Below are 22272 nucleotides of genomic sequence, written 5' to 3' on the forward strand. Positions count from 1 at the left end.
GGCGATGGAGGATCCGTTCGACGACCTCGAGGAGGACGGCACCGACACGGTCTTTCGCGACGTCATCATGCTGGCGCTGATCGGCTTCGTCGCGATGGTCATCATGCTGCTGCCCCATATCAGCCGGGAGAAGCAGGAGACCAAGGACAGCAACGCCCCCGGCAACGTCATCGTCGAGATGCACTGGCCTTCCGAGATGGAGAACGACGTCGATCTCTGGGTCAAGGCGCCGGGCGAAGGGGCGGTCGGATTCTGGAACCAGGGCGGCGAGGTGTTCAACCTGCTGCGCGACGACCTGGGCGCCATCGGCGACGCCACCGACGAGAACTACGAGGTCAGCTACAGCCGCGGCATCCCGTCCGGCGAATACGTGGTGAACGTGCACATGTACGGCGCGCCGCCAAAGGACCGCCCGATCCCGGTCAAGGTCGTCGTCAGCGTCAAGAAGCCGCTCGAGGAAACCCGCCAGATCCTGGAGACCACGGTCGAGCTGCGCCGCTACAACCAGGAGGAAACCGCTTTCCGCTTCCGCCTGTCGTCCGAGGGCGACCTGGTCGAGGACAGCGTGAACACCCTACGCTACCCCCTGATCACCGGCAGATAAGGCGGCCCGGAAGACAGGGTCACCCGGAGGACACGATGGACAACCTGATCTATGTCTTCGCCGTCAGCACCGCCGTCGCCGCGGCCCTCGCCAGCCTGGCGATCTGGGCCCCGCGCCTGCCCTGGGTGCGGATCAGCGCCGTCCTGGCCGCCACGCTGCTGATCCCGATCAGCTACATTCAGTTCGTCGAGTTCCTCAGCCGCCCCAAACCCCAGTCGATGGAATGGATGCAGCGGAACGCCGCCGCCGCCGAGGTGCTGGCGGTCAGTCTGGCCGAGGGCGAGGCGATCTACATGTGGCTGCGGCTCAGCGGCGAGCGGGAGCCGCGCTATTACAAGTTCCCCTGGGACCTGCGGCTGGCCGAGAAGCTCGAGGAGGATATCGACACCGCCATGCAGGAGCAGGGAAAGCTGGTGCTGCGCAACCCGTTCGAGAACCGCCGACCGGGCGAATTGGGCGACCTCAACGTGGATATCGTGCCGCCGGTCCTGCCCCCGACCAAGACGCCACCGTCGATACCCCGGTTCCATAATCCGCGGGACCTTAAGATCTGAGACTTGGGGGATCGATGGAGACAACCCTTCGAAACATCCGAAATATATAAAAGTCTCGAATTTTCCGCCCGTCTTCGTTACGATTTGGTAATGCGAACCGCCTAAGAAGCGGGTCGTACCGGCCATGCGCCGCCGGTGATCCGTCACCGGGCTGTCGGCGCGGATCTGTCGGCTTTGGAGACGACGCCATGGGGACCCGTACCCGCGAGGACTACCGCAGCATCACCGGCCCGGAAAAGGCCGCCATCCTGTTGATGTCCCTGGGCGAACAGCAGGCCGCCGCCCTGTTCGGCCAGATGGACGACGAGGAGATCAAGGAGATCTCCCAGGTCATGGCCGGCCTCGGCATGGTGTCCTCAAACATCGTGGAGCGCCTCTTCGTCGAATTCGCCGAGCAGGTGTCCTCCACCGGCTCGCTCGTCGGCTCCATGGATTCGACCCAGCGCCTGCTGGCCAAGGTGCTGGGAGAGGACCGGGTCGAGGACATCATGGAGGAGATCCGCGGTCCGGCGGGTCGTACCATGTGGGACAAGCTGGCGAATGTCAGCGAACAGGTCCTGGCGAACTATCTGAAGAACGAGTACCCGCAGACAGTCGCCGTCATCCTCGGCAAGATAAGCCAGGCCCACGCCGCCAAGGTGCTGGCCACCCTGCCCGAGAACTTCGCCATGGAAGTGGTCATGCGCATGCTGCGCATGGAGGCGGTGAACAAGGAGATCGAAAAGGATGTGGAGCGGGTGCTGCGCACCGAGTTCATGTCGAACCTGGCGCGCACCAACCGGCGCGACAGCCACGAGATGATGGCGGAGATCTTCAACAGCCTGGACCGCGCCACCGAGAGCCGCTTCCTGTCGGCCCTGGAGGAGCGCAACAAGGACAGTGCGGAGAAGATCCGCTCGCTGATGTTCACCTTCGAGGACCTCAACCGCCTCGACCCGGCCGGGGTGCAGACCCTGCTGCGCGCGGTCGACAAGGACAAGCTCACCATCGCCCTGAAGGGCGCGTCGGAGGAGCTGCGCGACCTGTTCTTCGGCAACATGTCGGAACGCGCCGCCAAGCTGATGCGCGAGGACATGCAGGCGCTCGGCCCGATCCGCCTGAAGGACGTGGAGGACAGCCAGACCGCCATGGTGCAGTCGGCCAAGGACCTGGCCGACCGCGGCGAAATCGTGCTCGGCGGCTCCAGCGGCGACGACCAGCTGGTTTACTGAGCGGCCGTCCGGCGGCCGTTCCGGTCCTTTTCGCGATACCGGATGGCCGGTGACGCCGCGCCGGCCCGGAAGTCCGCTGCCATGTTCTCTACCGCCCACACAACCTGCTGGATCGAGCGATCGAAACCGAGCATCCGCTCGACCTGGGCCGGCATCCGATCGCCGACCTCCCGGCGGAACGCCTCATCGTCGATCAAACGGTTCAGACGGCGGAAGTAGGCGTCGAGATCCGGGGAGAGATCCTCCCGCGCCAGCAGGGTCGCACCGTCGCCCGACTCCAGACACACCACCGGGCATCCCACCGACATGGCCATGGCAAGGCCTGTACCCCCGCCCTGGCGGTACGGATTGAGAACGACATCGCAGCCGCAGAACAGGCCCGCGAGATCGTCGGAAAATTCCAGGACTTGGACCCTGTCGGCCACTGGCGCCAGTTCGCCGCCGATCAGGGCCGCCCGATCACCGCCGCCGATCAGAACCAGATGCAGATCGGGCCGGTCGACTAGCAGCGCGGCCAGACGGGTGGCGAAGGCACCGCGGATCTCCTGTGCCAGTCGGGTCCCGGCCACCCCCAGCACCAGCCTGGCCCCTGGGACGAGATCCTGTCGACGCCGGAGGGACCGCGGCGGCGGCAGTTTCACCCCGGTGGCGCCGAAGACCGCCCGCTCGATCAGATCGGCCGGCCAGGCGCCGCGTGCAACCTGCTCGTTCAGGGCATCCTCGCTCCATTCTCCGGCGAACCGATCGAGCGGACCGACAGGAGGCGCGCTGCCTGTGGGCATGACCAGAATCGGCACCCGGTCGGCGAGCAGCGACTGAACCGGAGAGGCATCGCCGTAGGAGATCACCGCGTCCGGTTGAAACGCCAGGATATCGCCCGCCACGGTCACCGGCCGGCGATACTGGCCGTCGTCCAGAAAACCGCTGGCAATCTCGATCTTGATGCCCTCAAACACGATGCTGCTAGCCGAAAGCGCATCGGCCTGTACGTTGTGGAAAGCGTCGCCCGCTACCGGCGCCCTGGGCCGCAGCGAGCATGGCCCGCCGGCGAAGATCCGGACCTGATAGCCGTGATCTCCGATCAAGGCAGCCGAGAGGTCGAGTGTGCGCGCGGTGGGCGCATGGAACAGGCTGACTAGTGGCGGGGCCAGAATCGCGATCCGGCGGGTGGGTTCGGCGGGCGCCTCGATCCGGCGGAGCCGGCGGCGATCCTGCTCGTCCATTGCCGCGTCGATCCGCGCAGCCCACCGCAAATGCAGAAGGCTAAGCAGGTCGTAGCGGGCGGCGAAAACCTTCATGTTGCCGAAGCCGACCACCCGGTTGATGACCACCTGCAGAGCGGCGAAGGAGTCGAGATCGATCTCGTCATTCCGTGCCAACTCGAAAAGACGATCGAGGGCTTCCGGCGTCCGGCTGCTGAAATTGAACAGGACGGTCGCCCAGAACAGGCGGCTCTGAGCGGGCCAGTTCTGTGCCCGCTCACCGATCGCGTCGAAGATCCCATCACTCTGCCCCGGCCCCAGCAGGTTGCGGCCGAAGAGGATCTCCCCCAGCCGGATGCGGACCGCGGCGCTGATCGCGGTGTCGGTCACAACGTCCTCGACCAGCCGTAGCGTATCGCTACCGCATTCAATGAACCGCCGCTCCAGATCCAACCTGGCAAGCGCCGCCGCACGGTCGCGTAGGGCCCGGATCTTCTGCGCCCGCTCGACCTGGCCGGCGACGTGATGGATCCGAATTGCCCATTCAATTCCTTCCGGCTCGTTAGGCCACCGGCCGACATACCGGTCGATCGACTCCCCCGCCTGGATCATGTCGCCGCCCGAGAAGGCCATGGCCGCTTCGGCAAGCACAAACGGCGCAGTTTCCCGCTCCTCGTCTCCCACTGACTGAAGAAGCCGCTTCGTCGTCGCGACGTCGCCAATATCCAGAGCCTCCCAGAAAGGGCGGAGCCCGATGTAGTTTGAGGGTGACATGTCTGCAGCTCTCGCTGGCACTTCCGCCGTTGGTTCGAACCGCCTCACCTATACGGTAAGTCGATCAGTTTTCCCTAACTCCATTATGTTTATCCGGAAAGATCCTGCTCGCTCGCCATTGCCTGCCGGTTCTGGCATAGTCCGCGGCCCCGTTCCCCCCAGACGGATACCTCCATGGCCCCCGCGCCCGACACCGCCAAGCGCCTCGACACCCAGGTCGACGGCGCCTACAGCATCGACGTCTCGAACGTGGACGCGACCGTGCTCATGCGGATCACCGCGATGGCGTTCCGCCACCGCTGGCGGATGTCGGTCGCGGTGCTGACGACCATCCTGGGCGGACTGTTCCAGCTCATGGTGCCGCAATATCTCGGCCAGGCGGTCGACCAGGCGCAGGGGCTGCTGCGCGACGCCGCGGCCGGGGTCTCGGATCAAAGCGCGGCCGAATCGGCCCTGCTGACCAGCGCCCTGCTGCTGCTTGGTGCTGCGATCCTGCGCGGCGTGTTCACCATGATGCACAACTACCAGGGCGAGGCGGTCGGCCAGCTCATCGGCTACCGGCTGCGCCTGGACTACTACCGCCAGCTCCAGCGGCTCAGCCTGTCCTGGCACGACCGGGTGCATACCGGCGATCTGATGACCCGCGGCATCCTGGACATCGAGGGCGTCCGGCTGTGGGTCGATACCGGCATCCTGCGCAGCGTGCTGCTGACCGTGCTGATCGGCGGCGGGGCCGTGGTCCTGTTCCGCAACGACCCGGTGCTGGCCTGCGTCGCCCTGAGCTTCGTGCCGATCGTCGGCATCCGCGCGTCCATCGCCCGGCTCAAGCTGCGCGACACCTGGATCCTGATGCAGGACAAGATGTCCGAGCTGACCAATGTGATGGAGGAGAATCTCGGCGGCATCCGCGTGGTCCGCGCCTTCGCCGCCCAGGCCTTCGAGCTCGGCCGTTACGACCGGATCTCCGAGGAGGCGCTGACCATCGCCAGCCGGCGGGTGCGGCTGTTCGTGCTGTCCACCACCCAGATGACCTTCGTCTATTTCCTGGCGATGGGCCTCACCCTGTGGGTCGGCGGCGCCAAGGTCGCGGCGGGCGAGATATCGCTGGGCCAGCTCACCGAGGCGCTGGCCTTCATGCTGATCCTGCAGATGCCGGTGCGCCAGATCGGCTGGATGATCAACTCCATCGCGCGGGCCTCGACCTGCGGCGGCCGGCTGTTCAACGTGATCGACCTGGAGCCCTCCATCGCCGACAAGCCGGGCGCCGGGGATCTGGTCCTCACCGAGGGCGTGGTGCGGTTCGAGAACGTGGATTTCAGCTATCCGAGCTGGGCCAAGGACGACCGCACCCTGGCCGGCATCGATCTGGAGGCGCGGCCCGGCAAGATGATCGGCATCGTCGGCCCGCCGGGCTCCGGCAAGACCACTATCGCCCAGCTGCTCGGCCGCTACTACGACGTGACCGGCGGGCGGATCACCGTGGACGGCCAGGACATCCGCGACGTTACGCTGGCCTCCCTGCGCGACACGGTGGCGATCGTCCAGCAGGAGCCGTTCCTGTTCACCGCCAGCATCGATCACAACGTGGCCTATGGCGATCCCTGGGCCGGCCGCTCCAGCATCGAACGCTCGGCCCAGACGGCGCAGCTGCACAACTACATCAAGGCGCTGCCGAACGACTACGAGACCCTCGTGGGCGAGCGCGGCGTGTCCCTGTCCGGCGGCCAGCGCCAGCGCCTGTCCATCGCCCGCGCCATCCTGCCCGACGCCAAGCTTCTGGTGCTGGACGACAGCACCGCCGCCATCGACGCCGCCACCGAGCGCCGGATCCGCGAGTCGCTGAAGGACTACACCAAGGAGCGTGGGGTGATCGTCATCGCCCACCGCCTGTCCTCGCTGATGCATGCCGACGAGATCGTATTCCTGGAGGCCGGCCGCATCGTCGAGCGCGGCGACCACGACAGCCTGATGGCCGCCGGCGGCCGCTACGCCCAGCTCTACGAGCTGCAGGCCCGCACCGGTGCTGAACCGAAAACCGGGGCCGAACCGAAGACCGGGGGTGCGTCATGAATCCGGTGCAGAGCCAGCAGGACGCCACCCGGCGCGACGGCAGCGGGGCCGAGACCGACCGGCCGCCGCTGGCCGTCGTCGGATCGCAGATCAGCCAGGACGAGGAGCTGTTCGGCCGCGCCTTCGATCCATGGGTGATCAAGCGCTTCATGGCGTATCTGGCGCCCTACAAGCGGCAGCTTCTGATCGGGCTCGGCTGCGTGCTGGCCTTCACCCTGACCCAGCTCACCCTGCCGCTGCTCGTGCGTGCCACCATCGACCACGCGCTCGCGGACGGAGCCGACGATCTCAGCCTGCTGCAGATCTTCGTCGTCGCCTTCCTCGGCGTGGTGGTGCTGAACTATGCGGCCAACCACTTCATGGAGACGCTGATCGGCAAGACCGCCCAACGTCTGCTTTTCGACCTGCGCCGGGCGATGTACGCCCATCTCCAGGTGGTCTCCCTGTCCTTCATGGACCGCACGGAGGTCGGCCGGCTGATGTCGCGGCTCCAGGGCGACGTGAACGCGCTGCAGGAGTTCCTCGAGTCCTCGATCTTCGCCATCGGCGATCTGGTGCTGCTGGTCGGCATCGTGATTGTGCTGCTCAGCCTGGATCCGGCGCTCGGCGGGCTGACCCTGTCGGTGCTGCCGCTGCTGCTGCTGGTCCGCATCATCTGGCTGCCGCTGGCGCGCAAGGCCTTCATGCGGGCCCGCGAGGCGAGCTCGACCACCAACGCCGCCCTGGCCGAGAACGTCCACGGCATCCGCGCGATCCAGGAACTGCGCCGCGAGGCGGTGAATTTCGAGCTGTTCGAGGAGAAGGCCCGCGAGAACCTGGACGCCCATCTGGCCGCCTCGCGCTACACCAACGTCATGGTGCCGATCGTCGACACCCTGACCGGTTCGGCCATGGCGATCGTGATCCTGATCGGCGGGTCCATGGTGCTGGACAACACGCTGGATGTCGGCGTGATGGTCGCCTTCCTGTTCTACGTCCAGCGCTTCTTCGACCCGATCCGCTCGCTGACCCTGCAGTACAGCATCATGCAGCGCGCCATGGCCGCCGGGCAGCGCATCTTCGAGGTCATGGACGTGGAAGTGGAAGTGCAGGACGCCCCCGACGCCGAGGATCCGGCGGAGATCGACGGCGCCATCGAGTTCCGCGACGTCACCTTCGGCTACGAGCGCGGCAACCCGATCCTGCGCAACATCACCTTCAAGGTGCAGCCGGGCGAGACCGTCGCCCTGGTCGGCCCGACCGGATCCGGCAAGACCAGCACCACCGCCCTGGTCCATCGCTTCTACGACGTCTGGGAGGGCGAGGTGCTGGTCGGCGGCCGCGACGTGCGCGCGGTCACCCAGGACAGCCTCGGCCGCCACATCGCCATGGTCCTGCAGGAGCCGTTCCTGTTCTCCGCCACCATCGAGGAGAACATCCGCTACGCCAAGACCGGCTCCACCCGCGCCCAGGTCGAGGACGCGGCCACCGCCGTCGGCGCGCACGATTTCATCATGCGGCTGGAGAACGGTTACGACACCATGCTGGACCAGCGCGGCTCGAACCTGTCGCTCGGCCAGCGTCAGCTCATCAGCTTCGCCCGCGCCCTGCTCGCCGACGCCAAGATCCTGGTGCTGGACGAGGCGACCGCCAGCATCGACAGCTATACCGAGTTGGAGATCCAGCGCGCGCTGGCCCGCCTGCTGAAGGACCGCACGGCGATGGTGATCGCCCACCGGCTGGCCACGATCCGCGGCGCGGACCGGATCATCGTGCTGGAGGGCGGCGAGATCGTCGAACAGGGCAGCCACGACGCGCTCATGGCGTCGGGCGGGCTGTACGCCCGGCTGTACCGGATGAACTACGCCTCCTTCGACGACATTCCGGCCGACGAGGTCGCCAAGGCGATCGCGTCCGGCGAGCGCGAGACCTGATCGCCCCTGGTTCCGCGCCGCCGGCGCCGCTAGTCTCCTGCCCAAGAACACTGAAGGGTTGGAGACGAACATGAAATGGAGTGAGCGGCGCGAGCGGTTCCGCGCGGTGCTGGGCGGCAAATCCTGTGTCTATCCGGGGTCGGTCTTCGATCCGATCTCGGCCCGGATCGCCGAGGAGGTCGGCTTCGAGATCGGCATGTTCGCCGGCTCCGTCGCCTCGATGACCGTGCTGGGCGCGCCCGACCTGATCGTGCTCACCCTCAGCGAGTTCGCCGACCAGGCGGGCCGCATCTGCCGCGCCTCCTCGATCCCCCTGATGGTCGACGCCGATCACGGCTACGGCAACGCGCTCAACGTGCAGCGCACGGTCGAGGAGCTTGAGATCGCCGGCATCTCCGGCATGAGCATCGAGGACACGGTCCTCCCCTACGCCCACCGCTCCGGCGGCAAGACCGCCCTGCTCTCGGTCGAGGAAGGCATCGGCAAGATGAAGGCCGCCCTTGCCGGTCGCGTCGACAAGTCCCTGTCGATCTTCGGGCGGACCAGCGCGCTGGCGGTCACCGGCCTCGACGACTGCATCGCGCGGGTGAAGGCCTATGACGCCGCCGGGGTCGACGCGATCTTCCTCGTCGGCGGCACCGAGAAGTCGGACCTGGAGGCGGTGGCGGCGGAGACCGAGCTGCCAATCATGCTGGGCGGGTTGCCGGAGAGCCTGCGCGACGCCGACTGGCTCGCCTCGCTCGGTGTGCGGATCTGCCTGACCGGCCACCAGCCCTTCGCCGCGTCGGTACAGGCGACCTACAACACCCTGAAGGCGCTGCGCGACGGCACCGCGCCGGCCGACCTGCAGGGGGTGGCGTCCGGCGAGCTGATGAAGCGGGTCACCCGCGACGCCGACTACGCCCGGTGGACCCGGGAGTTCCTGGAGGGGTGACGAGATGCCCGCACGCAGCACGGCCACCTATGGGGTTCTCTGCATCCTTACCGGTGCGCTCCTGGCCGTGCTGTACGTGACGGCGCCCATGCTCCAGACCCTGTTCACCAAGCCCTCCATCAACGACATCGCCACCGACCTGGCAGATCCGCCGGCCTTCGTCGCCACCCCCGCACCGTCCTACCCGGCCGACTTCGCCGACAAGCAGCGCCGGGGCTATCCCGAGATCGGCCCCCTCACCCTGGACGCGTCGCCCGACGCCGTCTTCGAGAGGGCGCGCGATGCCGCCATCGACATGGACTGGCGGATCCGCGCCGCCGAACCGGCCGAGGGACGGCTCGAAGCCGTCGCCACCACCCCGATGATGCGCTTCAAGGACGACGTGGTGGTGCGCCTGCGCCCCGAAGGAAACGGCACGCGCGTGGATGTGCGCTCGCGCTCACGGATCGGCCGGCACGATCTCGGCACCAATGCCCGGCGCATCCAGGACTTCCTCGACCGACTTCAGCCATAGGAGGCCGCCTTGGCCGAGAGCGACTTCGATATCCTCGACGACCGGTTCCGCACCCTGGTGAAGACCGCCGCCAATGTGGAGCGTATCTGGACCGGCGGGCGCTGGACCGAGGGTGCCGTCTATTTTCCGGCGATGCGCTCGCTGCTGTGGAGCGACATCCCGAACGACCGGATCATGCGCTGGGACGAATGCACCGGCGAGACCGGCGTGTTCCGCGGCAATCACGGTCACTACACCAACGGCCACACGGTCGACCGCCAGGGCCGGCTGGTGAGCTGCGAACACGGCACGCGGCGGGTCACCCGCACCGAACACGACGGCAGCATCACCGTGCTGGCGGACAGCTACGACGGCAGGAAGCTGAACAGCCCGAACGACGTGGTCGTGCGGTCCGACGGCTCGATCTGGTTCACCGACCCGGCCTACGGCATCGACAGCGACTACGAGGGCTTCGCCGCGCCGCAGGAACAGGACGGCGACTTCGTCTTCCGTCTCGATCCCGACAGCGGCAGGCTGACCGTGGTGGCCGACGACTTCCAGCGGCCCAACGGGCTCGCCTTCTCGGTGGACGAGCAGACCCTCTACATCGTCGACAGCGGCTTCAGCCGGTACAAGGACGGCAACCGGCACATCCGGAAGTTCTCGGTCAATGCGGACGGCAGCCTGTCCGGCGGCGAGGTGCTGATGACCTGCCAGACCGGCATCTATGACGGCTTCCGCCTGGATACCGAGGGCCGGATCTGGACCAGTGCGGGCACCGGCGTGGAGTGCTACGCCCCCGACGGCACCCTGCTCGGCCGCATCAAGCTCACCGAGCGGGTGGCGAACCTGGTGTTCGGCGGACCCAAGCGCAACCGCATGTTCATCGCCGGCACCACCTCGATCTATTCGGTGATGCTACCGGTCACGGGTGCCAGGACCTTCTGAGCCGTCCGCCGCCGCCGCGACCTCAACGCTTTCCGGCGCCTCCTGGGCGACCTCGGAGATCGAGCCGCCGGGCACGGTCGGCTGCCCGGTGACCTGGCGTTCGCGATGCCAGACATACAGCCCGGCGCCCGCCAGCAGGCAGGTGCCGGCGATGGTGCCGATGTCCGGGTAGGAGCCGAAGGCGAACATGCCGATCAGCGTGGCCCAGATGATCGTGCTGTAGGAGAACGGCGCCAGCAGCGAGGCCGACGCCATCATGAAGGCGCGGATCGTGAAATACTGCCCCGCGGCATGGCAGGCGGCGATCGCCACCAGCATGCCCCACTGGATCGGGGTCGGCATCTCCCAGCCGGCGACGCCCAGGGGCGCGATCACGATCATGCCGCTGGCGGTCGACCAGACCAGGATGGTCAGCGGCCCTTCGCGCCCGCGCATCGCCCGCGTGATGATGAGCCCGACCGCCCAGCACAGCGACGAGAACAGCGGGATCAGCATCGCCAGCACGAAGGACTCGGTTCCCGGCCGCAAGATCACCAGCACGCCGACGAAGCCGACACCCACCGCCGCCCAGCGCCGAACCCCCACCTTCTCCCCCAGGAACGGGATCGACAGGGCCGTCACATAGAGCGGCGACACGAAGCCGATGGCCGTCGCCGTCTCCAGCGGCAGCGTGCGCATGGCATAGACGAACAGGGTCGCCGACCCGATCAGCAGCACGCCGCGCACGATGTGCAGTATCGGCCGGGTGGTCCGCAGCGGCCGGTGCTTCCAGCGCGCCAGCACCACCGGCAGCAGGATCGCCGAGACCAGCAGGTAGCGCAGCAGGATGATCCGCTCCGGCGGCATCCCCTGCCCCGCCAGTCCCTTGGCGACGCCATCCATGGCGGTGAAGACGAACATCGCGAACAGCAGCATCGCGATCGCCAGCGCGGGCCGGTCGGCCGGCATCTCGTCAGCAGGACGGTCCGCCGTCGACGGAGTGTTCTTATCGTTCATTGATGTCGTTCCGGGGACGCGCGGGAGCCCGTCCGGTGGCGAGAAAACGATGATACCCACGACTTTCGCCGCAGAGAAAGTGTCGTGCGCGGAATGCACTTCACGAGGGTGGGGGTAATTGGCTAGATTATAGTTGCCAAGACAACGAATAAGGCCGGGGAACTCGGCCATCGGAGGAAGCACTCATGACCAGCGAAGCGACACTCATCATCCGTGGCGGCACGATCGTCGACGGCACCGGCGCCGCCGCCTACGAGGGCGACGTGGCGCTTGCCGGCGACAGGATCCTTGCGGTGGGTGATATCGGGTCCACCAAGGCGGCCGAGGAGATCGACGCCAAGGGCAAGATCGTCACCCCCGGCTTCGTCGATATCCACACCCATTACGACGGCCAGGCGGTCTGGGACCGGCACATGGCGCCGTCGGCCTGGCATGGCGTCACCACGGCGGTGATGGGCAATTGCGGCGTCGGCTTCGCCCCCTGCAAGCCGGCCGACCGCGAGAAGCTGGTCGAGCTGATGGAAGGCGTGGAGGACATCCCCGGCCCGGTCATGCATGAGGGCCTGAACTGGCAGTGGGAGAGTTTCGGCGAGTATCTCGACACCCTCGACCGTCTGCCCCGCGACATCGACCTGTGCACCCTGCTGCCCCATGCTGCCCTGCGCGTCTATGTGATGGGGGAGCGGGCGATCCAGCACGAGCAGGCCAACCAGGGCGACATCGCGAAGATGCGCGAGTTGACCCGCGACGCCATCCAGGCCGGCGCCTTCGGCTTCTCCACCTCGCGCACGATCAGCCACAAGACCCTGGCCGGCGACCTGACCCCGACCCTGCGCGCCCACGAGGACGAGCTGACCGGCATCGCCATGGGCATGAAGGAGGCCGGCTCCGGCTTCCTGGAGATCGTTTCCGACTGGAACGAGCCGAGCCCCGAGGGCGAGTTCGCCGTGCTGCGCCGGGTCGTGGAGAAGAGCGGCCGCACCGCTGTGTTCTCCCTCACCCAGCGCCACGACCGCCCGGACTTCTGGCGCGACCTGATGCGCATGTCGAACGAGGCCAAGGCCGACGGCCTGTCGATCCGACCGGTGGCCGCCCCGCGTCCGATCGGCATCCTGCTCGGCCTGGAGGGCAGCCAGAACCCGTTCTCCGGCACCAAGACCTACCGCTCGATCGCCCACCTGCCGCTCGAAAAGCGGGTGGCGGCGATGCGCGATCCGGAAGTGCGGGCCAAGATCCTGGCCGACGATCCGATCAAGGAAAGCACCTTCCCGCTGATCCACCGGATCTCGTTCTCCAAGATGTTCCGCCTGGGCTCGCCGGCGAATTACGAGCCGCAACGCGACCAGTCGATCGCCGCCGTCGCCGAACGCGAGGGCCGCACCGCCCAGGAGGTCGCCTACGACATGCTGCTGGAGCGCGACGGCAAGGCGTTCATCTACACGCCGCTGGTCAATTTCGTGAATTACGACATGTCTGCGCCGGAAGCGATGATGGCCGACCCGAACGTCATCATGGGCCTCGGCGACGGCGGCGCCCATGTGGGCTTCATCCTGGATGCCGGGTTCCCGACCTGGCTGATGAGCTACTGGGGCCGCGACCGCTCGCGCTTCCCCATGGAGGACGTCATCCGGCGCCTCACCTCCGACACCGCCGGCGCGGCCGGCCTGTCCGACCGCGGCGTGCTGAAGGCGGGCAAGAAGGCGGATGTGAACGTCATCGACTGGGATTCGGTCGGCTTCTCCGACCCCTACGTCACCTTCGACCTCCCGGCGGGCGGCAAGCGCCTCCTGCAGAAGTCGAAGGGCTACGCGGCGACCATCGCCGCGGGCGAAGTGACCTACCGGGACGGCTCGCCCACGGGCGCGCTCCCCGGCCGGGTAGTGCGGGGCCAGCGTTGACGCTGCCCCGGACGACTGAAGTGTAACCTCAGACTTCACTCCCCGGCCGCACGCGACCGGGGAGTTTTTCATGGGTAGCTCAGGTCAGAAGGCCGCTCAGTTCAGAAGCTGCTCGGCACAGGCCGAGGCGACGCGGCGCTCGGCCTTCTCGGTGCCGGGCATCGTCGTCCAGCCGGAATCGTTCATGGCCTCGGTGCGCTGATAGGACGGCTTGGCGCGGATCGCCTCGATCTTGGCGGCCCGGTCGCTATCACGGCTGGCGAGCTCAACGCAGATCGGCAGCAGCGCGGCCGTGACTTCGGCATCCGCCTGGTCGTTGGCGGCCACCTCGGCCTTGCCGGCGGTCATCCAACCTCCGGCGGTGAACCCGACGATCGTCGCCAGAATCGCGCCAATCACCACACCGAAAATAACCGGCTTAATCCAAGTGGGAAGAGTCATCGTAAATTCCTTGTTCCGTGGGATGGTTTTATTTTTAACTCACCTACAGAGCGTGCCTTTTATGCATGAATGTCAATTTATAATTTACCCTTTACATATATAATTCATCGATCCATTTAGCCATCAAGCTGTAATCACTCAATAATACCGGCAATAAATTATGGCTATCTTTTCAGCGCCAGGGACCGACCGCTCCTCGACGGCCCGGATACACCCGTACAAGGCCAGCAAAGCTGTCACATCCGCCGGCTAAGGTACCTGACAGAACCCTGGGGGCGACCGTGAAGCTGATCCACATCACCGACATTCATATCCAGGACGACAAGATCCTGGGTCAGGCGCCGATCGCCAATTTCACCGCCTGTCTCGCGCATGTGGAGACCCATCACCGGAACGCCGACCGGGTGGTCATCACCGGAGATCTCACCCATCACGGATCGCGCCATTCCTACGCCCAACTGCGCGAGATCGTCATGGCGTCGCCGCTCGACCCCCGGCTGCTGCTCGGCAACCACGACGACCGCGACACTTTCCGCGCGGTCTTTCCGGAAATCCCGGTCGATGCCGGCGGCTTCGTGCAATATGCCGAGGATACCCCGGCGGGCCGTTTCCTGTATCTCGACACCCTGGAGCCGGGTACCCATGCCGGGCGCTACGGCGAGGACCGGCAGCGCTGGCTGGCGACCGAACTGGCCCGCGCCCGGGCGGCGGGCCAGGCGGCCTATGTTTTCATGCACCACCATCCCTGCCCGATCGGCGCGCCGGCCTCCGACATGATCGGCCTGCTCGACGGCGCCCCGGTCCGCGCCCTGCTCGCCCAGTACCGGGACACGATCCGCCACATCTTCTTCGGCCATTGCCATTCCACCCTGTCCGGCTCGGTCTGCGGCATTCCCATGTCGGCGCCGCGCTCCACCAACCATCCGAACGCGCAGGATCTGGGCGGACGCAACGCGATCGGCATCGGCCCGCTGGCACCGAGCTACAATGTGGTGCTGATCGAGGACGAGAACGTCGTGGTCCATACCATCGACTTCCTTGCCGAGCCCGAGCTGGACTGGATCCTGCTCGACGACGACGGCTGGATCGAGGAGACCTCGGCGGCGGAATGAGCCGGGCGCACGATGGTGGCTTGGGCACGGACCCTTGCCGGGCGTAAGCTGACCGAATGCAAAGCAAACCTCCCCTACGCCTCGGCCTGATCGGGGCCGGCGCCATCGGCGCCCACGTGATCGACTTCGTTGCCAACGAGTTGGAGGGCAGCATCGCCATTCCGGCGGTGCTGGTCCGCACCCCACGCCCGCAGGCGGCGAACGGACCGGACTACCTCACCGACCCCGTGGCTTTCCATGCCGGTGAGTACGACGTGGTGCTGGAGGGGGCGGGCCATCAGGCGGTCCGCGATCACGTGATCCCGCTGCTGAAGCGCGGTGTGCGGGTGATCGTCACCTCCATCGGCGCGTTCACCGACGACGCGCTGTACGAGAGCTGCCGTCAGGCGGCGGAGGAAGGCGGCACCTCCCTCACCCTGGCCTCTGCCGGGATCGGCGCGCTGGACATCCTGTCGGGCGCCGCCGTCGGCGGGCTCGACGCGGTGGAGATGACCGTCCGCAAGGACCCCAGCGCCTGGTACGGCACCGCGGCCGAGCAGATGTTCGACCTGGACCGCATGACGGAACCGACGGTGATCTTCGAGGGCTCAGCTCGTGAGGGAGCGGCAACCTATCCGCAGAACGTGAACATCTCCGCCGCGGTGGCGCTGGCCGGGATCGGGCTGGACCGCACGAAGCTGACGATCGTCGCCGACCCGACCATCGAGACCCACATCATCACGGTGGAAGCCCGCGGCGCCTTCGGCTCGTTCTCCTTCACCGAGAACGTCGCCGTCGCCGAGGAGAACCGCAAGACCGGCAAGATCGTCGCCATGGCGGTGACCAAGACGGTGAAACAGCTCGCCAGCGCGGTGCGCATCGGCGGGTGACCGCTGGGATCTTGCCGCCCCTATCGCCGCAGAAGATCCTCCACCGCCAGGGCCGTGCCGATCAGTCGCGCGTCCTCGTAGAACCCACCGACGAGCTGCAGCCCCACCGGGGCGCCGCCGCCCGGGACCGGCAGACTGACCGCCGGCGCGCCCGCGTAATTGGCGAGCGAGGTCAGGTCCGCCTGATTGACCGGCACCGGCGCATCGGCGGCGAAGGCGGTCTGCGGCACCGTCGGCAGGATCAGGGCGTCCACGTCGTCGAAGGCGGCGTTGATAAGCTCGCCCGCGGTCTCCACACGCCGATAGGCCTTCACGTATTTCGCTGCCGGCGCATCGCGGCCGTAACTCAGCATGTCGGTCAGAGTGTCGGACAGGGCCTCGGGATGGTCGCGCCAGATCTCCTCCAGTGCCACCGCCCCCTCAGCCTCGATCAGCAGCAGGGCGGCCCGGCGCAGCAGGGCGAGATCGCCGAGCCCCAGCTTGATCTGGCGGATCGTCACCCCGCCGGCCCGCAGCCGGTCCAGCGCTGCGTCGATCACCCCCTGCACCGCCGGCTCGATCTCGCAATTATCCACCTCGGCGGGCCAGCCCAGCACCAGGCCGCGGAGGTCCACCGGCTCGGCCTCGACATTGGCCAGCACCGGCAGGGACAGCGCCAGGTCGAAGACCGAGCGGGCCAGCGGTCCCACATGGTCGAGGGTCCAGCACAGCGGCGTCACCCCGCCCATCGGCAGCAGGTCGAAGCTCGGCTTGAAGCCCGCCACCCCGCAATAGGCCGCCGGAATCCGCACCGAGCCCAGCGTGTCGGTGCCCAGCGCCAGCGGCACCAGCCCGGCTGCGACCGCCGCCGCCGATCCTCCCGACGAGCCGCCGGGCGTGTGGCCCGGCACGGCGGGATTGTCGACCCGGCCGCGATGGGGATTGTCGCTGGTCGCCCCCAGGGCCGCCTCGTGCATGGCAAGCTTGGCGATCGGGATCGCTCCCGCCTCGCGCAGGCGGCCGGTCACCGCGGCATCCGCGCCGGGCGTCCAGGCGAGGCCGAGCCCGGCGGTGCTGGGACGTCCGGCCACGTCGATATTGTCCTTAAGCCCGACGGGGATGCCGTCCAGCTCCGACAGAATCGCCCCCTCGCCGCGCCGGGCATCGCTTTCCAGGGCGGCAGCGAGCGCACCGTCGGCATCGACGTCCCAGACCGCGTTCAGGACCGGGTTCACTGCCGCGATCGCCTGCAGATGGGCCGTCACCAGGTCCACGGAGGAGATCGCGCCGTCATCGAGCCCGCCCACCATCTCGGCGAGCGAGAGATCAACCAGTCCTGTCATCGAAAGCCGGCCATGTTCGGGTATGGAATCGCTGTCCCCCTCCTGCCCCGGTATCCCGCACGGGTCAAGGTGTCACGCCGGAACGATCAGGTCGATCAGCGCGCGGGTATCGGCGACGCTCTCCAGATCGTCCACCAGGGCGATCAGCCGGTCCGCGTTCTCCGCCGGCAGGCCGCCGCGGCCATGGGCCATGTTGCGGCGGAACTTCTCCAGATGCGCCTCCCGGCTCATCGGCTTGGCGGGGCTGCCATAGACCACCTCGACCCGGCGCTCCAGGCGCCGGCCGTCCTTCAGCACCACGGCAACAGCGACCGGCGAGAAGGCGTTGGGATCGGGATTGCCGTCGACGGTCACCGCGATCCGCGCACCGAGGTCCAGCGTGGCGGGGTCGGCCAGCGCCGCCTCCGTGAAATCGGTCAGGTCGAGTTTGCCGGTCAGCAGCAAGCGTGCCGCCGTGTACGGGCCGGAGAGCCGGGCATAGTTCGCCGTCATCCCCGGCTTCACCGGCCGGCCGATCAGCCGCTGGGTCAGGGGCGGGACCGCCGCCTCGACCCGCTCGACCGCGTCGACGGGAACGTGGTGCTCGGCCTGCAGCGTCGACAGCCCGTCGAGCAGGCCGTGGGTGGCGCGGCCGCTCGGGAACGGCTTGTGGGCGACCTCGGTGATGCGCCAGACCCGGCCCAGCCCGTCCAGCAGCGCCGCACGGTCGTAGTCGTCCTCCATGATCCGCAGATAGCCGTACGGACCCTCCAGGGTGCCCCGGGTGCCAGGAATGCCCTGCTCGGCCATGTGGACGGCGACGACCGCGTCGCGGGCGCAGAACCCGGCCTGCATGGCGAGCAGCGCCAGTCCCTCGGTATGGGCCTGCATGGTGCCCCCGGCCTGGGCGTAATACAGGCCGAAGGCGTCGAGCATCGTCTCGCGGTCGAGGCCGGCGATGGCCCCGACCGCCGCCGTGGCCCCGAAGCCGCCGGCGGTGGCCGGGCGGAAGAACTTCAGCCCCGTGGTCACCGCGTTGCCGATGGAGGTGGAGACGTCGACGCCGAGCACGATGGCGCGCAGCAGCGCCTTGCCGTCGGTCGGCCGCCCCGCCGCCGCCCGCGCCTCCATCTCGGCCATCAGCGCCGAAAGCAGCGTCGCCATCGGGTGCAGCACCGCCCCCTCGTGCACGCAGTCGTATTCCGAATTGTGGATCAGATAGCCGTTGACCGCCGCGGCGGCCGGGGTGGGCAGAGTGCCGCCCAGACCCCAGACGCGCCCGCCCGGACCGGAGACCGCGCCCCCATATCCGCCGATCCACGCATCCACATGGCCCGCCCGGGTGCCGGCTACCCCGACCCCGAGACTGTCCAGCAGAAAGGTCTTGGCGGCGCGGATCGCATGGGCCGGGATCGCCTCGAACTGAGTGGCGATCACATGGTCGGCGAAGGTTCGGATGGCGTCTTGTGTATCGGTCATCGCCCTACTCTCACGGCTGTGGCTCAGCCGAAAGGTAGAGTGCGCAAGGGGCGACCGGAACCGGATAAGTCGGCTCCGGCCGCGGGAGAGGCAATTACTCGCCCGCCTCCGGCGCCGGCGCGTGCACATGGTCGTGCTCCGGACCGTTCGCCTTGGCCTGCTTCAGCTCGGCGATCGACTGGGTCAGGATCTGATAGGCCGAGCGCAGGAACAGGCCGGACATCAGCAGGGCGACGATCACGTCGGGCCAGCCGGTGCCGCTCCACCAGACCAGACCGGCCGCCACGACCACGGCGGCATTGCCGATGGCGTCGTTGCGCGAGCACAGCCAGACCGAGCGCACATTGGCGTCGCCGTCCCGCCAGTTGAACAGGATCAGCACGCTGGCGACATTGGCCGCCATGGCCAGCAGTCCGATGCCGCTCATCACAGCCGCGTCGGGCACGCCCAGCACGAAGATCTGATAGACGGTGGTGGCGAACACGCCCACGCCCATCACCGCCAGGGACACACCCTTGCCGAAGGCGGCCCAGGCGCGCCAGGTGACCGCCTTGCCGATCACCCAGAGGCTTACCGCGTAGGTCAGGCTGTCCGCCAGGAAGTCCAGACTGTCCGCCGTTAGCGCCATGGAGCCGGCGAAGGCACCGCCGCCGAGTTCGACCACGAACATGGCCGCATTGATCAGCACCACCGCGATCAGGGCGCGCTTATAGCCGGTCGACATGCCGTCGAACGCAACGTCGTGTCCACAGGATCCGGACATCACTCACCTCCAGGTTGCCCCGACCGTGAGCCTCCTTGCGCCCCCTCGCAATGGTGCGCGTTAGGATATAACGATGCACCGGCCGCATCCGGGGGCGCGATCCGGGCATGGATGCAGGATTATTTGAACAGGCGGGCGCCGGTCTTGGAGGACAGATCGACCCGGGCGAGGCAGTCGCCCAGGCGCTCATCGCCGCGTTCGCAATCGAGGAAGCTGTTCACCAGAACCTCGCCGATCCTGTCGCACTGGATGCCGGCGAGATTGACGATCAGCACGCTGGTCTTGTTCGGCCGGATCGGCGCCAGATCCATGGCGATGCGGTTCTGAATCACCCCGTCGGTGTCGAACACCAGCACTTCCATGTTGAAGGCGGTGAAGGTCTGATCCGCCGGATTGCGCACGACGATATAGGACCGACAGGCGGCCTCCGTCGGCTCGAGTTTATTAAGTTCAATCCCGATTCGCGCCTCGTCTGCCAGCGCCGGAGTGGCGGCGGCCAGGCCGAGCAGCACGGCGGCTGCGGAGAAAATGCGAGCGGTCATCCCCATGGCGTCCTCCCGTTCAAGGTCGGCAAGCGATAGCCGGAAATCGTGTCATTCTCAAGGCGTTCCGGACAATCGCCCCGCCAGGGCCCGGGTCGCGATTCGCGAGTAAAAACAGACGCTACCGGCCTTTTCCGTAAATATAGGTTAAATTTAATGCTTGCGCGGCTCGCCAGGTGATTGAGACTCTTCGCCAGCTACTCCAGCCACTCACTCGGTGCGATCAAATGGCTCTGATCAACGGAACCGTCGCCTCAGAAACGATCATCGGCACGGTCGACAGCGACAGCATCCTGGGCAATGCGGGCAATGACTTCATTCAGGGCCTGAACGCCTCGGACCTTCTGTACGGCAATGGCGACAGTGACACCATTCAGGGCAATGCCGGCGACGACACGATCTTCGGTGGACAGGACAACGACGCCCTTTCCGGCAGCCAGGGCGAGGACATCGTCTACGGCAATGCCGGCGACGACACGGTCTTCGGCGGCGACGCGATCGACTCGCTGTATGGCGGTCAGGACAACGACATCCTGAGCGGCGGCGTCGGCAACGATTTCATCATGGGCAATCACGGCAACGACACGCTGTCCGGCAACGGCAACGACGACCTCATGTACGGCGGCGCCGGCATCGACCGGATGAGCGGTGGCTCGGGCAACGATACGTTGGCCGGCGGCGATGACAGCGACTACATGTCGGGCGACGACGGCGACGACCTCGTGTACGGAAATAAGGGAGCAGACGTCATCTTCGGCGGGGCCGGTGTCGATACCCTGTATGGCGGACAGGACAACGACGAGGTCTATGCCGATGCCTCGTCCGGCACCAGCACCGATGCCGATGTCATCTACGGCAACTTCGGGAACGACACACTGGTCGGTTCCTATGGCAACAACACGATCTACGGCGGCCAGGATAACGACGTCGTATCCGGATCCCGCGGGAACGATGTGCTGTACGGCAACCGGGGCGACGATATCCTGAACGGGACGGTCAGCGGCTCCGATACCCTGGTGGCCGATGCCGACACGCTCTATGGCGGCGGCGGGCTCGACACCTTCGTCGTCGACGGCGACCAGCAGAATTATGCCGAAATCGATGTCATCGCCGATTTCGTGGTCGGCGAATTCATCGACGTCTCCGGCGCATTTGCCTCAGGCGTTTCGGGATCGACCCTCTATATGCAGCTGTTCGATGACGGCGACGACATGCTGCTGCGGATCGACCCCGACACCGCCGGATCGACCTACGGCTACAGCGACGCGGTGCGTTTGGTGGGCGTCCAGGATATCGGCCTCACCGACATCAATTTCATCTTTTGACGCGTCGAATGATCGCAAGTCGATGTGTCTCCATGACTTGATGTATTGAATTTTAGCTATATTCGCTGGTATTCTTCACCGGTGGGGAAATCGAGGCCTCTTCCTGAGGCCTTAATCGGTGGGACGACGATGTCCGATGACGAGCGGCTGAGCGATATCGATCGCCGCAGCCTCCGAATCTTGGCGCAATCGAGCAAGAGCTCCGCGTCGGGCGCACGGCTGAAAGAACGGCTGGAGCGCGCCGCCGACTCGGGTCTGCGCCAGGACTATCAGCGGGCCGAGCAGACCTTCGACAGCCTGCCACCCGAAGATCGCCTCATGATCAGCGCCAAGGCCGAGAAGCAGGCCACCACGGAACGGGATCTTCTGGAACGGCGCCGGCGCGCGGTTCCGACCCGCGACGGCAAGGCCGGCGCCCCGACGGCGAACAGGCCGCCAATAATCGATGACGAGCCGCTCCAGTGGAAGCCCATCTTCCAGGACGCCGCCGCCGAAACGCCGCCGCCGCCTCCCAAGCAGCCGAAGCGCCCCGCCAAGCGCCAGGCGCGCGCCGAAGACGACGAGGCCGGAATGGCCTGGAAGCTCGGTGCCATGCCCGGCAATCCGAAGATGCCGAGCGTGGGCCGCGCCGCCAAGGCACCGACCCCGAAACCGGCGCCTCCGGCGGAGGACGACTGGGATCCGGAGGATGACCACAAGGACTGGGACTGGCGGAAACTTCCCGACGATCCCGTCCTGAACGGCGGACGAAAGAAGGGCGGCGCCGTCGACCCCATCGAGGAGCTGCGTCGACAGATGCTCGGTCTCGACAGCAAGGTCGGCAAGCGTTGAGCCTCCCTCGCC

20 protein-coding genes are annotated in these 22272 nt (G+C 67.0%); 13 read left to right on the forward strand and 7 right to left on the reverse strand.

Annotation, left to right across the window (positions count from 1 at the left end; genetic code table 11):
- The first annotated feature begins 4 nt into the window (after positions 1–4).
- From BLS34_RS02985 to fliG, 3 genes are all read left to right on the forward strand, one after another.
- The gene (locus BLS34_RS02985; protein ID WP_028794636.1) at positions 5–604 is read left to right on the forward strand and encodes a hypothetical protein; all 600 of its coding nucleotides are present in this window, start codon (positions 5–7) and stop codon (positions 602–604) included.
- A 35-nt stretch (positions 605–639) separates the two neighbouring features.
- Positions 640–1158, forward strand: coding sequence for a hypothetical protein (locus tag BLS34_RS02990; RefSeq protein WP_051244768.1), 519 nt, complete (start codon positions 640–642; stop codon positions 1156–1158).
- 188 nt (positions 1159–1346) lie between these two features.
- On the forward strand, positions 1347–2369 hold the full coding sequence (gene fliG / locus BLS34_RS02995; RefSeq protein ID WP_028794635.1) for a flagellar motor switch protein FliG: 1023 nt from the start codon (positions 1347–1349) through the stop codon (positions 2367–2369).
- Here the strand turns inward: fliG and BLS34_RS03000 are convergent.
- A complete protein-coding gene (locus BLS34_RS03000; RefSeq protein WP_093148038.1) occupies positions 2363–4345 on the reverse strand; it encodes a glycosyltransferase in 1983 nt (660 codons plus the stop codon). The genes fliG and BLS34_RS03000 overlap by 7 nt on opposite strands.
- A gap of 174 nt (positions 4346–4519) precedes the next feature.
- On the opposite strand from BLS34_RS03000, the gene BLS34_RS03005 reads away from it, so the two are divergent.
- The 5 genes from BLS34_RS03005 to BLS34_RS03025 all read left to right on the forward strand — a co-directional run bounded on the left by BLS34_RS03005 (position 4520) and on the right by BLS34_RS03025 (position 10703).
- Positions 4520–6415, forward strand: coding sequence for an ABC transporter ATP-binding protein (locus tag BLS34_RS03005; RefSeq protein WP_093148041.1), 1896 nt, complete (start codon positions 4520–4522; stop codon positions 6413–6415).
- Positions 6412–8328 (forward strand): ABC transporter ATP-binding protein, encoded by a 1917-nt coding sequence (locus BLS34_RS03010; protein ID WP_093148043.1) that lies wholly within the window; start codon positions 6412–6414, stop codon positions 8326–8328. The genes BLS34_RS03005 and BLS34_RS03010 overlap by 4 nt, the downstream gene beginning before the upstream one ends.
- Before the next feature lie 70 nt (positions 8329–8398).
- On the forward strand, positions 8399–9262 hold the full coding sequence (locus tag BLS34_RS03015; protein WP_093148045.1) for an isocitrate lyase/PEP mutase family protein: 864 nt from the start codon (positions 8399–8401) through the stop codon (positions 9260–9262).
- A gap of 4 nt (positions 9263–9266) precedes the next feature.
- On the forward strand, positions 9267–9776 hold the full coding sequence (locus BLS34_RS03020) for a DUF1499 domain-containing protein (protein WP_051244764.1): 510 nt from the start codon (positions 9267–9269) through the stop codon (positions 9774–9776).
- A 9-nt stretch (positions 9777–9785) separates the two neighbouring features.
- The gene (locus BLS34_RS03025; RefSeq protein WP_093148047.1) at positions 9786–10703 is read left to right on the forward strand and encodes an SMP-30/gluconolactonase/LRE family protein; all 918 of its coding nucleotides are present in this window, start codon (positions 9786–9788) and stop codon (positions 10701–10703) included.
- Here the strand turns inward: BLS34_RS03025 and BLS34_RS03030 are convergent.
- On the reverse strand, positions 10674–11699 hold the full coding sequence (locus BLS34_RS03030; protein ID WP_051244762.1) for a DMT family transporter: 1026 nt from the start codon (positions 11697–11699) through the stop codon (positions 10674–10676). The genes BLS34_RS03025 and BLS34_RS03030 overlap by 30 nt on opposite strands.
- Before the next feature lie 185 nt (positions 11700–11884).
- On the opposite strand from BLS34_RS03030, the gene BLS34_RS03035 reads away from it, so the two are divergent.
- A complete protein-coding gene (locus BLS34_RS03035; RefSeq protein ID WP_093148049.1) occupies positions 11885–13597 on the forward strand; it encodes an N-acyl-D-amino-acid deacylase family protein in 1713 nt (570 codons plus the stop codon).
- 96 nt (positions 13598–13693) lie between these two features.
- Here BLS34_RS03035 and BLS34_RS03040 read toward each other — a convergent pair whose 3' ends face one another.
- The gene (locus tag BLS34_RS03040) at positions 13694–13945 is read right to left on the reverse strand and encodes a hypothetical protein (RefSeq protein WP_245565607.1); all 252 of its coding nucleotides are present in this window, start codon (positions 13943–13945) and stop codon (positions 13694–13696) included.
- A gap of 374 nt (positions 13946–14319) precedes the next feature.
- Between BLS34_RS03040 and BLS34_RS03045 the strand changes: the two genes are divergently transcribed.
- Positions 14320–15150 (forward strand): metallophosphoesterase, encoded by an 831-nt coding sequence (locus tag BLS34_RS03045; RefSeq protein ID WP_028794629.1) that lies wholly within the window; start codon positions 14320–14322, stop codon positions 15148–15150.
- 56 nt (positions 15151–15206) lie between these two features.
- Entirely contained in the window at positions 15207–16019 is an 813-nt protein-coding gene (locus BLS34_RS03050; protein WP_093148051.1) for an aspartate dehydrogenase, read from the forward strand.
- A gap of 20 nt (positions 16020–16039) precedes the next feature.
- Here the strand turns inward: BLS34_RS03050 and BLS34_RS03055 are convergent, their stop codons facing one another.
- The 4 genes from BLS34_RS03055 to BLS34_RS03070 all read right to left on the reverse strand — a co-directional run bounded on the left by BLS34_RS03055 (position 16040) and on the right by BLS34_RS03070 (position 20104).
- Positions 16040–17341 carry an amidase gene (locus BLS34_RS03055; RefSeq protein WP_093148052.1) on the reverse strand — a complete coding sequence of 434 codons (1302 nt, stop codon included), beginning with the start codon at positions 17339–17341 and terminating at the stop codon, positions 16040–16042.
- Between the two features lie 72 nt (positions 17342–17413).
- Entirely contained in the window at positions 17414–18799 is a 1386-nt protein-coding gene (locus BLS34_RS03060) for an MmgE/PrpD family protein (RefSeq protein WP_175474078.1), read from the reverse strand.
- A gap of 94 nt (positions 18800–18893) precedes the next feature.
- Entirely contained in the window at positions 18894–19562 is a 669-nt protein-coding gene (locus tag BLS34_RS03065) for a cation efflux transmembrane domain-containing protein (protein WP_028794625.1), read from the reverse strand.
- A 119-nt stretch (positions 19563–19681) separates the two neighbouring features.
- Complete coding sequence (locus BLS34_RS03070; protein WP_139189073.1) at positions 19682–20104, reverse strand: Tat pathway signal sequence domain protein; 423 nt, start codon at positions 20102–20104, stop codon at positions 19682–19684.
- A gap of 227 nt (positions 20105–20331) precedes the next feature.
- Between BLS34_RS03070 and BLS34_RS03075 the strand changes: the two genes are divergently transcribed.
- A complete protein-coding gene (locus BLS34_RS03075; RefSeq protein ID WP_093148058.1) occupies positions 20332–21429 on the forward strand; it encodes a calcium-binding protein in 1098 nt (365 codons plus the stop codon).
- A gap of 129 nt (positions 21430–21558) precedes the next feature.
- Positions 21559–22260, forward strand: coding sequence for a hypothetical protein (locus BLS34_RS03080; protein ID WP_093148060.1), 702 nt, complete (start codon positions 21559–21561; stop codon positions 22258–22260).
- The last annotated feature ends 12 nt before the right edge of the window (positions 22261–22272 follow it).

This window comes from Thalassobaculum litoreum DSM 18839, assembly GCF_900102465.1.
In the GTDB taxonomy this organism is placed as follows: domain Bacteria; phylum Pseudomonadota; class Alphaproteobacteria; order Thalassobaculales; family Thalassobaculaceae; genus Thalassobaculum; species Thalassobaculum litoreum.

Bases quoted from the DNA above. Each gene is read 5' to 3' on its own strand.
- BLS34_RS02985 (WP_028794636.1), top strand. From the start codon at position 5: ATGGAGGATCCGTTCGACGACCTCGAGGAGGACGGCACCGACACGGTC.
- BLS34_RS02990 (WP_051244768.1), top strand. From the start codon at position 640: ATGGACAACCTGATCTATGTCTTCGCCGTCAGCACCGCCGTCGCCGCG.
- fliG (WP_028794635.1), top strand. From the start codon at position 1,347: ATGGGGACCCGTACCCGCGAGGACTACCGCAGCATCACCGGCCCGGAA.
- BLS34_RS03000 (WP_093148038.1), bottom strand. From the start codon at position 4,345: ATGTCACCCTCAAACTACATCGGGCTCCGCCCTTTCTGGGAGGCTCTG.
- BLS34_RS03005 (WP_093148041.1), top strand. From the start codon at position 4,520: ATGGCCCCCGCGCCCGACACCGCCAAGCGCCTCGACACCCAGGTCGAC.
- BLS34_RS03010 (WP_093148043.1), top strand. From the start codon at position 6,412: ATGAATCCGGTGCAGAGCCAGCAGGACGCCACCCGGCGCGACGGCAGC.
- BLS34_RS03015 (WP_093148045.1), top strand. From the start codon at position 8,399: ATGAAATGGAGTGAGCGGCGCGAGCGGTTCCGCGCGGTGCTGGGCGGC.
- BLS34_RS03020 (WP_051244764.1), top strand. From the start codon at position 9,267: ATGCCCGCACGCAGCACGGCCACCTATGGGGTTCTCTGCATCCTTACC.
- BLS34_RS03030 (WP_051244762.1), bottom strand. From the start codon at position 11,699: ATGAACGATAAGAACACTCCGTCGACGGCGGACCGTCCTGCTGACGAG.
- BLS34_RS03035 (WP_093148049.1), top strand. From the start codon at position 11,885: ATGACCAGCGAAGCGACACTCATCATCCGTGGCGGCACGATCGTCGAC.
- BLS34_RS03040 (WP_245565607.1), bottom strand. From the start codon at position 13,945: ATGACCGCCGGCAAGGCCGAGGTGGCCGCCAACGACCAGGCGGATGCC.
- BLS34_RS03050 (WP_093148051.1), top strand. From the start codon at position 15,207: ATGCAAAGCAAACCTCCCCTACGCCTCGGCCTGATCGGGGCCGGCGCC.
- BLS34_RS03055 (WP_093148052.1), bottom strand. From the start codon at position 17,341: ATGACAGGACTGGTTGATCTCTCGCTCGCCGAGATGGTGGGCGGGCTC.
- BLS34_RS03060 (WP_175474078.1), bottom strand. From the start codon at position 18,799: ATGACCGATACACAAGACGCCATCCGAACCTTCGCCGACCATGTGATC.
- BLS34_RS03065 (WP_028794625.1), bottom strand. From the start codon at position 19,562: ATGTCCGGATCCTGTGGACACGACGTTGCGTTCGACGGCATGTCGACC.
- BLS34_RS03070 (WP_139189073.1), bottom strand. From the start codon at position 20,104: ATGACCGCTCGCATTTTCTCCGCAGCCGCCGTGCTGCTCGGCCTGGCC.
- BLS34_RS03075 (WP_093148058.1), top strand. From the start codon at position 20,332: ATGGCTCTGATCAACGGAACCGTCGCCTCAGAAACGATCATCGGCACG.
- BLS34_RS03080 (WP_093148060.1), top strand. From the start codon at position 21,559: ATGTCCGATGACGAGCGGCTGAGCGATATCGATCGCCGCAGCCTCCGA.